At 44.1% G+C, this 18447-nt stretch carries 14 protein-coding genes; 5 read left to right on the top strand and 9 right to left on the bottom strand.

What is annotated here, in order from left to right; genetic code table 11:
- Nucleotides 1-82: 82 nt before the first annotated feature.
- Together ACRD7A_RS12410 and ACRD7A_RS12405 are read right to left on the bottom strand one after the other, a co-directional pair.
- Entirely contained in the window at nt 83-2854 is a 2772-nt protein-coding gene (locus tag ACRD7A_RS12410; protein WP_430811400.1) for a TonB-dependent receptor, read from the bottom strand.
- Nucleotides 2851-3594, bottom strand: a complete 744-nt coding sequence (locus ACRD7A_RS12405; RefSeq protein WP_430811399.1) for a hypothetical protein — start codon at nt 3592-3594, stop codon at nt 2851-2853. Before ACRD7A_RS12405 ends, ACRD7A_RS12410 begins: the two co-directional genes overlap by 4 nt.
- A gap of 155 nt (nt 3595-3749) precedes the next feature.
- Between ACRD7A_RS12405 and ACRD7A_RS12400 the strand changes: the two genes are divergently transcribed.
- The 5 genes from ACRD7A_RS12400 to ACRD7A_RS12380 all read left to right on the top strand — a co-directional run bounded on the left by ACRD7A_RS12400 (nt 3750) and on the right by ACRD7A_RS12380 (nt 10528).
- Nucleotides 3750-4952: a DUF4249 domain-containing protein gene (locus ACRD7A_RS12400; RefSeq protein ID WP_430811398.1), complete on the top strand. Its 1203-nt coding sequence runs from the start codon at nt 3750-3752 to the stop codon at nt 4950-4952.
- Nucleotides 4953-4971: 19 nt separating this feature from the next.
- Nucleotides 4972-6609, top strand: coding sequence for a hypothetical protein (locus ACRD7A_RS12395; protein ID WP_430811397.1), 1638 nt, complete (start codon nt 4972-4974; stop codon nt 6607-6609).
- A gap of 255 nt (nt 6610-6864) precedes the next feature.
- Nucleotides 6865-8442: an L-aspartate oxidase gene (gene nadB / locus ACRD7A_RS12390; protein ID WP_430811396.1), complete on the top strand. Its 1578-nt coding sequence runs from the start codon at nt 6865-6867 to the stop codon at nt 8440-8442.
- Nucleotides 8443-8506: 64 nt separating this feature from the next.
- Nucleotides 8507-9769: a glycosyltransferase family 4 protein gene (locus ACRD7A_RS12385; RefSeq protein ID WP_430811395.1), complete on the top strand. Its 1263-nt coding sequence runs from the start codon at nt 8507-8509 to the stop codon at nt 9767-9769.
- 6 nt (nt 9770-9775) lie between these two features.
- Nucleotides 9776-10528: a glycosyltransferase family 2 protein gene (locus ACRD7A_RS12380; protein ID WP_430811394.1), complete on the top strand. Its 753-nt coding sequence runs from the start codon at nt 9776-9778 to the stop codon at nt 10526-10528.
- An 88-nt stretch (nt 10529-10616) separates the two neighbouring features.
- Here ACRD7A_RS12380 and rsgA read toward each other — a convergent pair whose 3' ends face one another.
- The 7 genes from rsgA to tilS all read right to left on the bottom strand — a co-directional run bounded on the left by rsgA (nt 10617) and on the right by tilS (nt 18214).
- Complete coding sequence (rsgA, locus tag ACRD7A_RS12375) at nt 10617-11699, bottom strand: ribosome small subunit-dependent GTPase A (RefSeq protein WP_430811393.1); 1083 nt, start codon at nt 11697-11699, stop codon at nt 10617-10619.
- Nucleotides 11700-11877: 178 nt separating this feature from the next.
- Complete coding sequence (locus ACRD7A_RS12370) at nt 11878-12417, bottom strand: GNAT family N-acetyltransferase (protein WP_430811392.1); 540 nt, start codon at nt 12415-12417, stop codon at nt 11878-11880.
- A 283-nt stretch (nt 12418-12700) separates the two neighbouring features.
- On the bottom strand, nt 12701-13747 hold the full coding sequence (locus ACRD7A_RS12365) for a branched-chain amino acid aminotransferase (protein WP_430811456.1): 1047 nt from the start codon (nt 13745-13747) through the stop codon (nt 12701-12703).
- Between the two features lie 84 nt (nt 13748-13831).
- Entirely contained in the window at nt 13832-14596 is a 765-nt protein-coding gene (locus ACRD7A_RS12360; protein WP_430811391.1) for a sulfite exporter TauE/SafE family protein, read from the bottom strand.
- On the bottom strand, nt 14583-15236 hold the full coding sequence (locus ACRD7A_RS12355) for a TatD family hydrolase (protein ID WP_430811390.1): 654 nt from the start codon (nt 15234-15236) through the stop codon (nt 14583-14585). The genes ACRD7A_RS12360 and ACRD7A_RS12355 overlap by 14 nt, the downstream gene beginning before the upstream one ends.
- A gap of 123 nt (nt 15237-15359) precedes the next feature.
- The gene (gene typA / locus ACRD7A_RS12350) at nt 15360-17162 is read right to left on the bottom strand and encodes a translational GTPase TypA (protein WP_430811389.1); all 1803 of its coding nucleotides are present in this window, start codon (nt 17160-17162) and stop codon (nt 15360-15362) included.
- 311 nt (nt 17163-17473) lie between these two features.
- Nucleotides 17474-18214, bottom strand: a complete 741-nt coding sequence (gene tilS, locus ACRD7A_RS12345) for a tRNA lysidine(34) synthetase TilS (RefSeq protein WP_430811388.1) — start codon at nt 18212-18214, stop codon at nt 17474-17476.
- Nucleotides 18215-18447: the final 233 nt, after the last annotated feature.

Raw genomic sequence — 18447 nt, 5'->3', positions numbered from 1 at the left:
AGATGGAGACCGGGACTTTAACGTATTATTAACCAAATAGCAGGGGAGATGGTTCATCTGCTTGCTTAAGCATTTGTTGTGTTTAGAAATCACCTTTGGCGTTACCCATAAATTTAAATTTGTAGGTTAAAGTATAGATGGGTTGACCAAATATGGACATTTTATAGCCCTGTATCTTATCGCCCTCAGCTCTGAAGAATATGTTATAGGCATTCTGTCTGCCCAATACATTATACACGGCAAAGGTCCATGAGCTGTGGTTTAGTTTTTTGGCAACCAGGTTACCATTGAGGGTGGCGGCCATATCAAGGCGAATATAATCGGGCATGCGCATGGCGTTGCGATTGGCGTAATACACCTTTTCGGCGCCACCAAATTGATAATAAGCCACCGGTGCCGTAAACGGTCGTCCGGTGCTGTAAAAAAAGTTACCCGACACATTCAGGCGACGGCTGAATTTATAGTTGGCCACCACTTTAAAATCGTGGGGCTTGTCGTAATTGGCAGGGAAATAGGTTCCGTTATTCACTTGTTCCTCCCTAAACTGGCTATTCATCCGATGCTTAATGCGCGAATAGGTGTAGTTTACCCAGCCACTTAGCTTGCCCCGTTTTTTCTGTATCATCATTTCGATGCCGTAGGCTTTACCTTGTCCATTGAGCACGTCAGTCTCCAGGTGTTCGTTCATCACCAGTTGGGCACCACCCTTGTAGTCTATGATGTTATCGAGTTTTTTGTAGTAAGCTTCCAAGGAGGCCTCAATGCTGTTGTTGCGCAGTTTTTTATAGTAGCCAATGGAAAACTGGTCGCCACGCTGTGGTTTCAGGTATTGATCGCTTAGTTTCCAAATATCGGTGGGTGCCATGGCTGCTGTGTTCGATATCATTTGAATGTACTGATACATGCGGTTATAGCCCAGCTTGAGTGAACTGGTGCCACTGAGCCTGATGTTGGACGACAGACGTAGCTCAGGACCTGCGTAAAAGGAGATGGGGCCATTGCCATGATCAGTGGTGTCTGTCATATTTTCCACTGTACGCGGTTGACCGGGCGTGTAGTTGAACTGTGTTTTTGGGCCAAAATTGGTGTAGAATGAATATCGCAGGCCTGCTGATAAGGACATGAAGTGCGTGAGGTCAAACTCATCGCTGATGTAAAGTGCTGCTTCCAGTGCCTGTTCCTTCTCAAGTTTTTTATGGGCGATGAGGGAGGAGGGTGAGGCGGGTGTTTGTTTGCCCGGCCATAGATCATACCAGGTGGCATTAAGACCAAAATCGATCTTATGATTTTTTGCTGATAGGTAGGAGAAATCAGCTTTGGCACCGTATTGATTCAGTCGGTAATCGATGTAGTGCAGCAGGCTGGAGTCGGTGCGCGACTCGGTGGTGTAATTGTAGTTGCTGACTGTGCCTGTAAAAGTAGAAAATAGCTTGGGATTAAAAATATGCTTCCATTTAATGGTGGCTGCAAGGGTGTTGTACTCAAAGGCATCTTCGGTGTAATAGTCAAAATCGTCGTAGCTGTAATAGCCCGATAGGTAAAGACTGTTTTGTTCATTGAGATCCCATGAAAAACTGCCCTGAAGATCGTAAAAGCCAGCCGAGCTGTTTTTGAGCTTGGCATCGTCCAGCAGCTTAAGTACCCAATCGGAGTAGGTGGTGCGGGCTGCCAGGATAAACGAGCTTTTGTCTTTTTTCAGAGGTGTTTCCAGGGTAAGGCGCCCCGATACCGGACTGATACCGCCGTTGAGGCGTGTTTTCTTGCGGTTGCCTTCCTTCACGCTCATGTCCATCACTGAGGATACACGACCGCCATATTTGGCCGGTATGCCGTTTTTGTACAGGGTAATATCTTTGATGATATCGCTGTTAAAGCCCGAGAAGAAACCAAAAAAATGGGAGGTGTTGATGATGGGTGCATCATTCAGTAGAATCAGGTTTTGATCCGTGCTGCCGCCGCGCACATTGAATCCGCTGGAAGCTTCACCCACACTCTGCACACCCGGCAACAGAAGGGTGGATTTAATCACATCAGCTTCGCCCATGCCAAGGGGCAGCTGTTTCAATGTCTTCATGGTAATTTTCTCCATGCCCATGTGCAGGTTACGCACAGGGTCTTCGCTTCGGGCGGTTATGGTCACCTCTTTCAATGAGGTAGGTTTGCTCTTCATGCTTACATCGAGCACGCCATCCGAATGAATAACAATGTTGCGATAGGTAGTGCGCATGCCCACCGATCGGTACTGTACCCTGTATCTTCCTTTGGGCATGGAAAAGGAATAGTGGCCGTAGGGATTGGTGACGGTACCGTTTTTCAGGTCATCAATATAAATTACAGTGCCAATGAGTGGCTCACCGCTTTCTATGTCAGTAATTTTACCACTTAAGGTAGCTTTCTTACTACTGGGGTTCGCCGCTTTGTTACCGATGGTAAATACCAGGTACTCATCGCTGATGGTCTTCTCTGTCAGATCCTCTTTCTTAGGAGCTTCATAAACAATGGAGTCGGTGTTAAAGGCAGTTTTGTAGCTCAGTAAATCCAAATACTGTTGGGCGTAATTGGTTTTTACCTTGTAGTTCTTGGTGAAGATGACATCCGTATTGCGCAGTGTGTAATCCAGGTGGCTCTTTTTTGCCAGCCAGTCGATAGTTTTGCGCACCTGCATTTTTTCAAAGGCAACCTTAAAATGGAGTGTGTCCGTCCAGCTGTCTGCATAAAAGAATCGGTAGTTTGAATGCTTTTCCAGTTGGATGATGATCGACTCAAAAGTGGCGGAATCCTTATGAAAGGTTATATGCTGTCCAAAGGTCTTTGCACAGAGTAAGGTCAGTAGGAAGGTTAAAAGGCGTTTCATTGGGTGAGGCTTAGATTGTCAATAAACTGCATGAGGTTAATCAGTTCAGACTCGCTCATATTTTTATACGAGTGACGGATTTTGTGGCACTCTCGCTTTACAGCTTTTTTATGCAGATGCAATACCTTGAACAGTTGTTTGCGTTTGCTGATGTCGTGGTACTTGCCCTCATAAAATAGGTAGCGCTGCGTTTTTTTTAAGTAGGTGGTGAGGCTTTCATCGCTACTTTTAATGGCGTAATGCTTTAGAAGAAGTGTAGTATTATCAGATTTGTAAATGCACTGATAATAACCGGCTTTTAGATTTTCGTAAGCCTCCTTGTAATGAATAAGTCGAAAATTTATATGATCAAAGCTAATATCGAAAGAATCAACTTCTGATTGTTTTAGTTGGATATAGATATTGGAGAGTTCATAAAATTCAGGATTTACTATCAGCAAATCCTTGTATATGTCGTAAAGTAACTTTTTGTTGGGATAAGTCCTGCCTTCCATATACAGGGTGCCTTCTCCCTGACGGTCGTTTAGGTAGGGATTTTCGTGCGTGGGGTAGTGGTAAGGTTTATATTCACGACCGTTGATGTACTTGAGACTTTGGTCGAAATAATTATGATAGCAAGCTAATGCCGAGTCTCTATCCGCCTGAGCATAGCAAGGCTTGCTTTTTTGTGCCAGAAGAGTTAGGAAGATGCCCTGATGAATGAACAGGCTAAACAGAATAAGCGGGGTAAGGCTTTTCATCGATATGGGCTTTTGGGTTTGTATAACAAAAATATTAAAATATTACAATTCAACATCTTCACTGTAATATTTCTTTTGCATAATATCGAAAATGTGACATTTTTTTTGCAGTTTTGGATTACCAACAATGCACCTTTGACTTAATCTAACACCTAATGACACAGAAAACCCTTCTGACTCTCTTTGTACTGGCCGGTCTGTGGTCGTGCCTCGAACCCTATGAGGTGAATTTGAGTGATTATGAGGATTTATTGGTTGTGGATGCACTGATAACGGATGAGAACAAGTCGCATTATGTGCGCCTTTCGCGATCGCTAAGTAACAGTGGCGATTGGCCGACCATGGAATCGGGTGCCTTTGTGTCCATTAGCGATCAAAAAGGCAATGAAGAAGTGCTGACCGAGACCGCTGCCGGTATCTATCAAACCGACCCTATGCACTTCATCGCAAGAGTAGGTAGTACTTATACCTTAAATATACGAACAGCAGGAGGCGAAGAGTATCGTTCAAGCCCCTGCACCCTCTTGCCCAAAACCGATATTGATAAGGTACATTTCAAAGCATCGCGGCAATGGAACGATGATAAAACGGAGGAGTGGCCTGGTTTGGACATTATGGTGGATGGCGATGCCTATCAAGGTGCTTATGTCAGGTGGTTGTATGAAGAAGACTGGAAGTTTGAGGTGCCTTTTCCCACCCGGATAGAGTATAACTATTCAACTCTTAACTGGGAATATGTGACGCCCAAAAATGAGATTTGCTGGAAGAACGAGCGTTCCTCCGGTGTGTTTATTCATTCATTTGCCAATCAGGAGTCTTCCTCCTTGAAAAATAAAAAAGTATGCTTTGTACCCTCGCTGCATACCGATAAGCTAACGGTGCGCTATAGTATATTGGTGAGGCAGTTAAGCATATCGCAAGAGGAGTATGCCTTTTGGAATAAGCTGAAGATTTCCACGGAAAATGTGGGCGATGTATTTGGCACCCAGCCATTCTCTATTCAAGGAAATGTGGAGAATGTAAATGAAAAGAACGAGCCTGTGCTGGGCTATTTTCAAACCGGTAGTGTTACGGCAAAGCGTCTTTATATTAACCGTCGGGAAATGGATGATCTGGGCTTGCCAATTCAACCGTATGACTTTGGTTGTTCGCTCGATTCTTTTATGGTGGATGGATTTTCCTTTACCTCGGCTTTGCAGATTTATGAAGAGATGGTGCTGAATGGAAATTTTCATGCCCACGATGGTATCTATCCTGAAAACGGAGTCAATTTGGTGGGGCTGATGCTTAGCCGCGAGAAATGTGCCGACTGTCGTTATACCGGTGATTTGCAGGCTCCGGATTTTTGGGTGGACTAAAATTTCAAATATCACAACAATGAAGATATTCACACTAAGCCTGTTTGGATTGTTGTTATTTAGTTTTTGCCTGCGGTCGCAAGAGCGGGTAGTGCTTTCCAATGATCGGGATATATACATTGCCGGTGAAGAGCTGTGGTTTAATGTGGTGTTGCTCCATGGCCAAAGTAACCATGTGTCGGACATGAGTAAGGTAGTGTATGTGGAGCTGATGAATGGTGCCGGCGTGCCGGTGGTGCAAAGCAAATTAAGGCTTTTGGAGGGATGTGCAACAAGTAAGTTGAGCCTGCCAGACACACTTACGACCGACAATTACCTGCTGCGGGCTTATACGCGGTGGATGATTAATTATCCGGTAAGTTGCTATGCCCATAACCTTGTTTCAGTGGTGAACCCATTTTTAAAGGGGAGCTTGCCGGCGGTTGATGCCCCAGAACGTCTAAAACCTGATTTGTCACCCGAAACATCGGATTTACGTTTTGCGAGGCGACAGAAAGTAAGCTTGCCTGTGCCTCAGCAAGTAAAAGCTTGGGAGCATGTCAGCGTATCTGTTGTTAAGTCAAGTCTTTATTGTGGCAATAGTGTTCAAGCTTCTGATAAAAAGCTGAATAGTGAACCTGTAGGTGCTTTGTTGCCCCCCGAGCTACGCAGTGAAATATTGAAGGCGATAGTGTTTGATGGCAATACCGGTCTTCCGGTTCAGGGTGAGAAATATATGCTTGGTTTTGTGAGTCAGAATCCCGATTTGATTTTTGCAACCAGCGATAAGGAGGGGGTACTACGTTTCGAGGTAGATCGATACGGCACGGAGGAGATGGTAATACAACCCTATAATACAGATACTACAAAATTGCAATATAATGTAAAGGTTGAAGATCAGTTTTCGCACCAATATGCAGCCTTTGATTTGCCTCCGCTAGCTTTTGACTCTGTTACGATAGAGGGAGTTAATGAGGCAATCATCAATATGCAGATCAACACCCTTTATGCGGCTCATTATCCAAAGCTTGCAGAGGCTGATTCTATTGAGAAGCAAAGTTCTTTTTATGGTACTCCGGAAAATACGGTTTTAATTGATCGATATATCGAACTGCCCAATACCGAGGAGCTTATCCGCGAGATTTTACCCTATGTGTCCCTACGTAAGTCCCAGGGACAGTATGAAATCAAAGTATTTGAGCAAACATCTTTGTATCCCAAAGAAGGGAAGACTATGACCTTTGTTGATGGGGTGGCCATCAATGATGTAGCTCGTATTTTAACCATGGATCCTAGTTATTTCGAGCGTATAGAGGTGATTAATCTCAATTATTATCTGGAGGATGAAAACCTGGGGCGTCTGGTTAATTTCATAACCCGACAGGGTGATATGGGCGATCTTGAATTCGATCAGCGCATCTTTAGGCAGGTTCACCAGGGCTACCTCAATGCCTGGCAATACCTTGGTCCCGATTATACCCTTAAGGAAGTAAAACATTCCAGATTAGCCGATTTTCGTAACCTCTTGTATTTTGGGCAGCTCAAAAGAGAGGGAGGGGATTTGGCTGACGTAACATTTTTTACCGGCGATGAAGCAACGAATTATACTGTTGTATTTCAGGGTGTTAATAGCGAGGGTTTTAAGGAGATTGTTTCCAGGCGATTCTCTGTTGAATAAGGCCTTCACTTCTTTGTGATCTGATGTTCTTTATCTAGTTTCCCGGGTATGCTTTTTTGCCGGGCTTAACGGAGTATTTCAAACAATCCGCTTTCACATTTTAGTGCTGTAAACTTTTCCACCCGGCAGTTAGTTGGCTTTTGAAATATAGAATGCTAAGGTGTTCAGCTATTTTCCTTACTGATTAGATAGAATTATTACCTTAAAGATGTTGATTTCTTTCTACCTTTGCCTTTATACAAAGGTTTTTTCCGCATGAGAAGAGAATTTGATTTTTTAGTGATAGGATCTGGTATTGCCGGATTGAGCTATGCACTAAAAGTGGCACAGCATGGTTCGGTTGCTGTTGTTAGTAAAACTGAACTTAAAGAAACGAATACTGCTTATGCTCAGGGTGGTATATCATCGGTGATGTATAAACCCGATTCGTTTGAAAAGCACATTGAAGATACACTGGTGGCAGGCGATGGCCTCTGTGATTTGGCTGCCGTTAAAAAGGTGGTGGAAGAAGCCCCCCGTCAGATACAGCAATTGTTATCGTGGGGCACCAACTTCGATAAAAAGGCCGACGGGCGTTACGACTTACATCGCGAAGGCGGGCATTCCGAGTTTCGTATTTTGCATCATAAGGATAACACGGGTGCCGAAATTCAACGTGCATTGATTGAGGCCGTACGCAATCATCCTTCCATCAGCATTTATGAGAACCATTTTGCTGTGGATATCATTACGCAGCATCACCTGGGACGCGTTACAGAGCCTTGGATGCGCGACATCAATTGCTACGGTGCTTATATTCTCAATAAAGCCAGCGAGCGAGTGGAAACTTTTCTGGCCAAAAATACGATGCTGGCCACCGGTGGTATTGGTAGTGTTTATCAAACCACTACCAACCCCCTGATAGCAACAGGAGATGGTATTGCCATGGTGTTCAGAGCCAAGGGTATCATCGAAAACATGGAGTTTGTTCAGTTTCATCCAACAGCTCTTTATAATTTGTCGGAGCGACCTTCTTTTCTCATCACAGAAGCCATGCGTGGTTATGGTGGTATATTGCGCCGTCGCAATGGCGAAGAGTTTATGCATAATTATGACGAGAGGGGCTGTCTGGCGCCGCGCGACATTGTGGCACGAGCCATTGATAACGAATTGAAAAATAGGGGAGATGAATATGTGTACCTCGATGTGACGCATAAGCCGGCCGAGGAAACAAAGCGTCATTTTCCAAATATCTACAAGAAGTGTCTGACGCAAGGCATTGATATCACACAAGATATGATACCTGTGGTGCCTGCGGCGCATTATTTGTGTGGGGGCATCAAAGTGGATCTGAAAGGACGTAGCTCAATCGCTAACTTATATGCTGCTGGCGAGTGCGCTTCAACCGGCTTACACGGTGCCAATCGCCTGGCCAGTAACTCTCTGATCGAAGCGCTGGTTTTTTCCAATGCTGCCGCGGTGGATGGTATTACTAAGCTTAAAGATTTGGAAATCAATCAACGGATACCAGATTGGAATGATGAAGGCACCACGCACCCCGAGGAGATGATACTCATAACGCAGTCCAATAAGGAGGTGCAGCAGATTATGAGTAAGTACGTGGGCATTGTTCGTTCCGAGATACGCCTGAACCGTGCCTACGACCGACTGGAGGTGTTGTACCGCGAGACCGAAGCCTTGTATCAGGACTCAAAGGTATCGGAGAAGATTTGTCATCTGCGCAATAAAATTAATGTGGGTTATCTGATCATCAAAATGGCGCGTAAGCGTAAGGAGAGTAGGGGGCTACACTATAATATCGATTACCCCAATAAGCTGGAAGATAGCATTTGAAATGACGATGTAGATTGGAACAGATGAATTTAAGCGTTTGGTAATCAATAAGCCCGGTAAAATATTGAAAATCCTTCAAATAAATAAAACAGATGTGGGCGGCGGAGCCGCTGTAGCGGCAGGTCGCCTTAACAGGGCATTGCGGCAGGCGGGTGTTGAATCCAAGTTGCTGGTGCAGGATCGGAAAGGGCAGGAGTCGGGGGTTTACGCCGCGGGCGGTGGTGTCTTCTATGCCTATAAGGCTTTCGCCCGTTTTGCCTGGGAACGACTTATGTTTCTGCCTCATGAGCGCGATGCCAGTGTTCGCTTTGCCTTTTCACCTGCCAATACGGGCATGGATATTAGCCGTCACCCTTTGGTTCAGGAGGCCGATGTGATTCATATTCACTGGATTAACCAGGGTTTTCTTTCGCTTAATAGCCTGAATAAGCTACTTAACTGTGGCAAGCCTGTTGTGTGGACGCAGCATGATATGTGGACCTTTACGGGTGGTTGTCATTATGCCGGTGAATGCACTGCCTATAAAACAGGATGTGCTTTTTGTCCCTTTCTGAAAAGACCCGGAAAGCATGATTTGTCATCCCGTGTTTTTGCCGGTAAGCAGAAGATTTACAGCGAAAAGCGATTGAGTGTGGTGGCTTGCAGCGCCTGGTTGAGGGATTTAGCAAAGAAGAGTGCTTTGCTGCACGGTAAAGATTACTGCAATATTCCTAACCCCATTGATACTGAATTTTATATGCCGCGTAATGCCAATGAGGCGCGTGATCGTCTGAGCCTGCCAAGAGGGAAGAGGCTTTTGCTGTTTGGAGCTGCCAATGTTAATGATCCTCGCAAAGGAATGCGCTATTTGATGGAGGCGCTGGATCTTTTGGCCAGGCAGTATCCTAACCTGAAGGAAGAGGTGGAGCTTGTAGTGTTTGGTAAAATGCAGGAGGATACCTCGCGTTTGTTGCCCTTTAAGACTCATATGCTTAATTTTATATCTAATCCCGAAACCCTTGTGGATTTGTACAGTGCTGCCGATGTGTATGTGTTGCCCTCCTTGCAGGATAACCTGCCCAATACGGTGATGGAGGCCTTGGCATGCGGAACACCTGTAGTGGCTTTTGGAATTGGAGGAGTGCCGGAGATGGTTAAGCATAAAGAAATGGGTTACCTAGCTGATAAGGGTGATGCCAATAGCCTGGCAGCAGGTATCTACGATACCCTTCTTCAGGCTGACCGGCTAAGTTACAGGGCAAGGGCACGGCAAAAAGTGCTTGATAAGTATGCCGAAGCTCATGTAGCGCAACAATACATTGATCTTTACAAAACCCTATTAAGGTAATACTTTATGAAAAGGCCGCTTATTAGCATTATTACAATTGTTTATAATGGGGTTAATACACTGCAAAAAACCATCGACAGTATCGCCGCGCAGGAATATTCAAATATAGAATATATTATTATCGATGGTGCCTCTAATGATGGAACAATCGATTTAATTAAGGATAATAAAGACGTTGTATCAAAATGGATTAGCGAACCTGATGAAGGGCTGTATGATGCCATGAATAAGGGCTTGAAGCTGGCAAGTGGGCATTATGTGTGGTTCATCAATGCGGGTGATGAAATATATGCGCCCAATACGCTTGCTCAGCTTGTGGAACAATTGGAGGGTTCCTTGCCCGATGTAATTTATGGTGACACCCTGATGATTGATGCTGACGGCAACGAAATTGGCGAGCGACGTTTGCAGCCACCCTCAGCCTTATGCTGGAGAGATTTTCGTCGTGGTATGCTTGTGAGTCATCAGTCTATTCTTGTGGCCCGAGCCATTGCGGCACCTTACAATACCCACTACCGTTTCTCAGCCGATTATGAATGGTGCCTGCAGGCACTTAAAGCTGCCTCCTCGGTATATAACAGTCGGCAAATACTGTCGCGCTTCTTGGATGGAGGTTTAACCAAGCAAAACATCATACCCGGACTACGGGAACGTTTTGATATTATGCGCCGTTATTTTGGCCTTTTATCAACCCTATGGCAACATATACCCATTGGGATGCGTTTTGTGTGCTACGTGGCACGTAATAAGCGTTTCTAGCAGTGTCTTTCGAAAGCTTTAGATTAATTAAGCATTTAAGGAACGGTTCCCTAAATGTTGTTTTTTGAGAACCGTTCCTGTTGCTCAATTAAGTTCTGTTTTTGTGTTTCTGATTCACAAATTGTTTTACCATTTTTCCAAAGGCTTTTTCCTTCTTCCGTTTTTCGTGTACGGTAGCCGAAAAATGAGCTTCCTCTCGTCTGAGCTTCATAAAGTTGGTGTATGTGTCTTTGTTCAGCTCTCCTGTGTCTAATGCTGCAAGTATCGCACAGCCACTTTCATTTTGATGGCTACAATCTTTGAACTTACAATCCTTGGTCAGTTCATAGATCTTTTCAAAGGTGATTTCCAGGCCAGATTGATCATCAGTAAGGCCAACTTCGCGCATTCCGGGGTTATCAATAATTATTCCACCTGTTTGAAGCACGATTAGCTCCCGATGCGAGGTAATATGCTTACCCCTGTCAATGGATTCATTAATGGCTCCGGTTTTCATCCGTTGATTACCTGCTAAAGTGTTAATCAACGTGGATTTACCTACGCCTGAAGAACCGAGCAGGCAATAGGTTTTACCAGCTTTAATCACGGACTTGATTTGCTCAAGTCCTTCGCCTGTTAAATTACTAATGGCAACTACTATTATTCCTTTAACTCGATTATTTACTTCGCTGAGTATATTATTTAATTGTTTTTGTTCAATTAAATCAATCTTATTGAGCACAATGATCGGTTCGATCTTGGCCGTATTACAAAGGGTAATATAGCGCTCCAGTCGGTTGATACTGTAATCTCTGTTTACAGATTGAACAATGAGACCATAGTCAATATTGGTAGCTATTATTTGCTTCTCTCCATTTCGTCCCACTGCCTGTCTTTCTAAGATATTCTCTCTTGGGTAAACGGCATGAATTAATCCTTTACCAGTATCATATTCATTGACTGCCACCCAATCGCCAACTGCCGGTAAGTCGGATCTTTGCTGTGCGGTGAATCGCAGGTTTCCAATGAGTTCGCAGTCTATTTCACCTTGTTCGCATAGAACCGCATAGCGCTCTTTGTGTTCAAGAATGATCCTGCCTATATTGAGCGATTCCAGATCATTGTCTGATCGATATTGTCTTAGGTATTCTCTGAAGCCTAAGTCTTTGATATTATGTGTTTGCTTTGTCATTTTTGTAAGATTTTTAAGAAAAAGTAGGGTAGGCCTGATGTATATAAACTAGTAGTAAGTTTATTAATACCTTTTTAATAAACCACTTATGGTATGGTTCCTTATAAATGTCATGTTCCAAAGAATCGTTCCCAAAAATTTATTGAACGCTCTACCAGTATTTCACGCATCTTTAATTTCACCATAATTCGGTATGATTAATTGCCTCAACGCAATAAGTCTTACCGCTAATAGGGATTATACTTTCTCCTTTTAATGATTGCGCAATCCAGCCTTCAGGATACCTTAGCTTTAAAGGAGATGGGATGATCGCTTCCGTGATGGGTTGATAGCCTACCTTTGAATAGAAGTTAATATCACCATAAGTTATTACTTGCTGCACGCCTTTCTTTTTTAGGAAGTCATGGGCGAAGTTAATCAGGCCTTGCCCAACACCTTTCCCTTGCATCGAGGTAGCCACCGCCGCAGGGGATAGCAGCCAGGTGTTGACCTTACTTTCCTCAAATGTCAACCTGGAAAAAATGACGCTTCCCACCACCTGATTCTTTACGATAGTTAGAAAAACAGATACATCTTTCCTTGGTGTGTTTTGCAAAAATCGTTTTACCAAGTCGGCAATTAGCTTGCCTTCATCCTTTCCTTCTGAGTCGGTAAATGTTTGTTTAAATAGCGCGATGATCTCATTGTCTCGACCACCTTCATATAGCAAGTGTTCCATTACATCAATTTTATGATTTAAAAAATAGAAAATCAGCCCGGGCAGTCACGGCTAAATAACCGTTGCATGGGCAAAGTGAGCAGATTGGACAGTAATGAATTGAAGGCTCAACTCTAATTACTGCCTTTTATACCGACTCCTGAAGGTTGAATATGTGAAGAGAGATTGCGCTCATAAAGGCGTAAAAATAAGGAATATGAATTTTAAAAGCCAATATTGTGACCATAAAAAAGGGTTTTGCGCGATTGCAAAACCCTTCGTGAATTATTTTTTTAAATTGTTGCTATTCAACAACAGTTACCCAGCCATGAGTATCCGGCTCATCGCCATACTGAATGGCGCGCAGTTTATTGTACAGCTTCTCGGATATGGCACCCGGCTTACCATCTTTACTGAATACATAGGAATGATCCGCTTCTACATCATCAATGCGGCCAATGGGGCTGATAACAGCAGCAGTGCCACAAGCACCTGCCTCTTCAAAAGTACCCAGCTCTTCCAGTGGTATGGGGCGGCGTTCTACCGTTAATCCCATGTCCTCGGCCAGCTGGCAAAGGCTCATATTGGTGATAGAGGGTAATATGGATGCTGACTTGGGCGTTACATAGCAGTTGTTTTTGATGCCAAAGAAATTAGCAGGGCCGCACTCGTCAATGTACTTTTTCTCTTTACTGTCAAGGAAAAGCACGGCCGAATAGCCTTTGCTGTGTGCCTCGTGGCCTGCACGAAGACTTGCTGCATAGTTACCGCCTACCTTAATGTTACCGGTACCCAGGGGAGCGGCACGGTCATATTTGCGCGAAATCATCATATTGGTGGGCTTAAAGCCTTCCTTGAAATAAGGACCTACCGGCATTACAAAAACCATAAACAGGTATTCGTCGGTGGGAGCCACACCAATTTTGGCACCTGTGCCAACTAATAATGGGCGAATGTATAAGGAGGCGCCTGATTCATAGGGAGGAACGAAACGTTGGTTTAATTCAACGGCTTTTAGAATGGCATTGACAAAGATGTCTTCCGGTACTTCGGCCATCATAGTGCCAATGGCTGAGTTGCGCATGCGTTTGGCGTTTTCTCTGATACGGAATAGGCGCGTTTTGCCATCTTTACCTTTAAATGCTTTCAGACCTTCAAAAGCCTCCTGGCCATAGTGTAAGCCGGTGGCAGCCATGTGGATGCTGACCTGATCTGATGAGTGTACTTCCAGTTGACCCCATTTGCCATCGCGGTAATAACATCTTACGTTGTAGTCTGTCTTCATATAGCTGAATGACAGGTCGCTCCAATTGATATCGCTCATTACAGTATGATTTAGTTCAGTATTAATTGTTTATCATGAACGTAAAGGTACAATAATCATGTTGATAATTAAATGATAAAATGCATCTCTTGGTGGAGGCTTAACGGGGACTTATCTGATAAACAAAAAGAGGGCAGATATAAGCGTGATGGCATAGATTAAATAGCGATAGGGCTTCTCGGGTATGTGTCCAACAATACGTTTACCTGTGAAGGTGCCTAAGATCACTACGGGAAACATTAACAGATTAAGCTGAAAAGTAGATCCGCTAATGGTTTGCCAGCTAAATACATGGAAGGGCACCTTAAATGTATTGAGTAGGAGATAAAACCAGGCACCCGTGCCAATAAAGGCAGCTTTAGGGAGTCGCATGGACAATAGGTACAGATTAAATATTGGACCGGCGGCGTTGCCTATCATGGTGGCAAAACCGCCCGAAAAGCCCAGTGCATTGCCAAAGGTTTTTGATCCCGACATGTCAATCTTACCCTTAAACTCGTTGTAGAGAAGCAAGCCGACACAAATCAGTATGGTGGCACCCATGGCATATTTAAACTGGGTGTCGTTAATTTTAGTGCCCAAATATACAGCTGCCAGGATGCCTATGATTGCAGGGGGTATTAGCTTCAAGATTAATTTAATGTGGGCATTTTTGTAGAAGAAACGAAGCGCCATAATATCGCCCATCAGGAGGCAGGGGAGCAATATGCCTACCGATGCCTTGCCGCCGTAGAGGTGAGCAAATAAAGGGATAACAAACATGGATAGCCCCTTGAGGCCACCTTTGGATACACCGATAAAAAAGGCCGCCATCATGGTGAGTCCCCACGTGGTCCAGCTACTATTTAATGGATTAATAATTTCAAACATTGACATTGAATACTTGCTTAAAGTTATCTTGAATAATATGCTGTAATTTAACAGATTCAAGATTTAAAATATATGCAGCTTTTTCATAGATGGCCGTAATCTTAAGGGTTGGTTCATCATCCGTCTCCAAAAATAAGCGATGGGTGGGAATATGGTTCAACGATTGGACGGCTTTAGAGGAATGATTTAGGATTGCTTTACCCATCGAAAAATAAAAACCGTGTTTCAGAGCTTGTTCTGTTGTCTGCCTGCCCGCATTATAAGCGTGGAATATCCAGTCTTGTTCAGGCCTAAGATCTTTTCGCATTTTAATGATATCGGAATAGGCTTTTACGCAGTGAATAATAAGCGGAAGCTTGAGTTGTTCGGACAAAGCGATGTGAGCTTCAAATACCTCTTTTTGCGTGTCCAGATCCGCGCCTTTATGTCTGTCCAGGCCACACTCACCAATGGCCAGCAGACCGGGAGCAGGGGCGACCATCTGTATTTTATTTTTCCAGTCGGGTGTAATATGCCAGGGATGTATGCCTTTCGAATGCAAGAGCTTTGCACCTGCTTTATCAGAAGGAAAACTCGCCTCCTTTTGAATGATGGCCATGCTTTCTTCATCGGCTTCAGGGGTGTGGGTATGTAAGTTAATAAACATGGTCTTTCAATTTATGGCGGGAGCAATGAATATACAAAAGGCTGTAAAATAAAGAAAGGGAGATGATTGTTATTGTCACCTCCCTGATTTTATATTCGATGATTTTTAATCACCGTATGGCTATTATTCTCCTTTGGAAGCGCGTTTGCGTTCGTGCTCTAGCAGTAAAATTTTACGCAGGCGGATAGCACTTGGTGTTACTTCCACATATTCATCGCCCTGTATATATTCCAGTGCTTCCTCGAGGCTAAAGACAATTGGGGGTGCCAGTTTTACTTTATCGTCGGCACCGGCCGAACGCATGTTGCTTAGCTTTTTAGTTTTTGTAACATTAACAGTAAGGTCACCCTCGCGGTTGTTCTCACCAATCACCTGTCCCATGTAAACATCTTCCTGGGGCGATACAAAGAATTTACCACGGTCCTGTAGTTTATCCAGTGCATAGGCAATCGCTGTGCCCGATTCAAGTACGATGAGTGATCCGTTGATGCGCTTTTCGATACTTCCTTTCCAGGGCTGGAACTCGATGAAGCGGTGTGCCATGATAGCTTCTCCCTGTGTGGCTGTTAGTAGGTTGCTACGCAGTCCGATAATACCACGCGACGGTATGTTAAACTCCAGATGCACGCGTTCACCTTTTTTCTCCATCGATTTAAGATCGCCCTTGCGCTGCGACACCATTTCAATGGCCTTGCCCGAGTGTTCTTCCGGCAGGTCAATGGTTAAGTCTTCAACCGGCTCCAGTTTCTCGCCCATCTCTTCTTTGATGATAACACGGGGCTGTCCTACCTGCAACTCATAACCCTCGCGGCGCATGGTCTCAATAAGCACCGACAAGTGCAGTACACCTCGTCCGTATACATTCCAGGCATCGGCCGAGTCAGTATCTTCAACGCGCAGTGCAAGGTTTTTTTCCAGCTCTTTAGTTAATCGATCTTTGATATGACGTGAGGTAACATATTTACCCTCTTTACCAAAGAAAGGCGAGTTGTTAATGGTAAATAACATACTCATGGTAGGCTCATCAATGGCAATGGGAGGAAGGGGTTCAGGATTTTCAAAATCAGCGACGGTATCGCCAATATCAAATCCTTCAACACCGATAAGGGCACACAGTTCGCCACAGGCTACTTTATCTACTTTGGTGCGTCCCAGTCCGTCAAAAACGTGTAGCTCTTTAATACGGGTACGGGTAATGCTGCCATCACGTTTTACCAGGCTCACATCCTGGTTCACGCTCAGCTCACCGCGGTGAAGGCGTCCAATGGCAATACGTCCCAGATATTTACTGTGATCCAGCGAGGTAATTTGCAGTTGGGGCGTTCCCTTGTTAATGGCAGGGGCGGGTATGTGTTCAATGATAGCATCAAAAACTGCTTCGATGTTATCGGTTTTCTTTTTCCAATCTGTGCTCATCCAGTTTTCCTTCGCCGATCCATAAACCGATGGAAAGTCAAGCTGGTCTTCGGTGGCATCCAATGAGAACATAAGGTCGAAAACATCCTCGTGTACCTCTTCAGGACGACAGTTGGGTTTATCTACCTTATTAATAACCACGATGGGTTTTAGTCCAAGAGATATTGCCTTTTGCAGCACAAAGCGTGTCTGTGGCATGGGGCCTTCAAAGGCATCTACCAACAGTAACACACCATCGGCCATGTTCAGCACGCGCTCCACTTCACCGCCAAAGTCGGAGTGACCCGGTGTGTCAATGATGTTAATTTTTATCCCTTTCCACATGACCGACACGTTTTTCGACAAAATGGTGATGCCGCGTTCGCGCTCCAGGTCATTGTTATCCATAATGAGTTCACCAACATCCTGGTGATCCTTAAATAGTTTTCCGGCCAGTAACATCTTGTCTACCATGGTGGTTTTACCGTGGTCAACGTGGGCGATGATGGCAACGTTTCTAATCTCTTGCATAGCTAAAATCCAAATGAGGCGCAAAGTTACTGCTTATTTTTGGTTTAGCGTGTTAAGCGGTGTAAAAAAAATAAATGAAGGTTATTATTATTGAGTAAGATACAGGGCTTTTTGGGGTGCTTAGAGGGTGTAAAAAAAACGAAATTCCACATCTTTTTACAGGATCTGTAAAAGGCAGTATGGGCTAGTTTTTTGCTGGGTAGGCTTTTGGTGTCCAAAAGCTGATATTCGTTTTTTTTTGTGTTGAATATTTTGTGCGAACGGCCAATAGTCTTGGTATTCAAATCTTGATATGTTTGTCCTTGTATGGTTTATGGCAAATATTCAAAATCAATTTTCTTCATGGAGTTAAACAGATTAATGCGTGCCTTGGGGTTGATGCTGCTCATCTGCTCCACAATGCTACGTGCCTTCTGACGTATGGTGTGGTCTTCATAGGGACATTCTCTTTTCAACGATTTAAAACCCATAAGTTTTGCATATTTTTTCATTTCATCGTTGGTTAACTGTATTAAAGGACGAATTATTTGAAGTTTTGAATCAAACATATTGAGGCTGGCCGGTATGGAAGAGATATTGGCATGTTGGGCCATGTTCATAACTAGCGTTTCTACAGCATCATCTAGATGATGGCCAAGAGCTAGTTTCTTTATCCCCAGTCTGTGGGCCAGTTGAAATAGTTCTTTTCGGCGGTTGCGCGAACAGGCAAAACAGGGCTTTTTCTTGCCGGCTGTGGACAGATTGGCACGTGTAGTAATCAGATGCAGTTTTACATCAAGGGAATTGCAAAAGTTTTGCAGCCATTGCGTATCTATTTGGTAGGGTACATCCTCGGTGATAATGTGTGCGGCATGCAAGGTATAATTAATGGGGAGGGCCTTTTTTCTTGAAGCCAGTATTTCCAGCAGCGCCAGGCTATCCTTACCACCCGACACGGCAATCAGTATCTCATCGTTTGCACAAATCATCTGATGTTGGTTGATGGCTTTACCGGCTGTTTGTCGTACCTTTTGTATAAATGCCTGTTGCTGCTTACTAAATTTCACTTGCATGCGGCAAAGATAATTATTCAATGCCAGGGGCGATCCAGATGTGCTAATAAGTGCCGCGAATATTTAATTAAGCACGCAACTGCGTAAATTTATTTATCACTTAATCAGGAAGATCGTTGGGTGTGTTCAATATTCTAGCTTGTATTCTGAAACAGTATTGAGCTTGCTGCGTTAAAGGTCAAAAGCATCGTGATTATAATAATGGGGGATGCAATAGGGAAAATAATCGATTT

Source organism: Carboxylicivirga longa (assembly GCF_050589825.1).
Classification (GTDB): domain Bacteria; phylum Bacteroidota; class Bacteroidia; order Bacteroidales; family Marinilabiliaceae; genus Carboxylicivirga; species Carboxylicivirga longa.
Note: the sequence above shows the minus strand (reverse complement) of the source record. Positions and strands in the feature narration are given on the sequence as shown.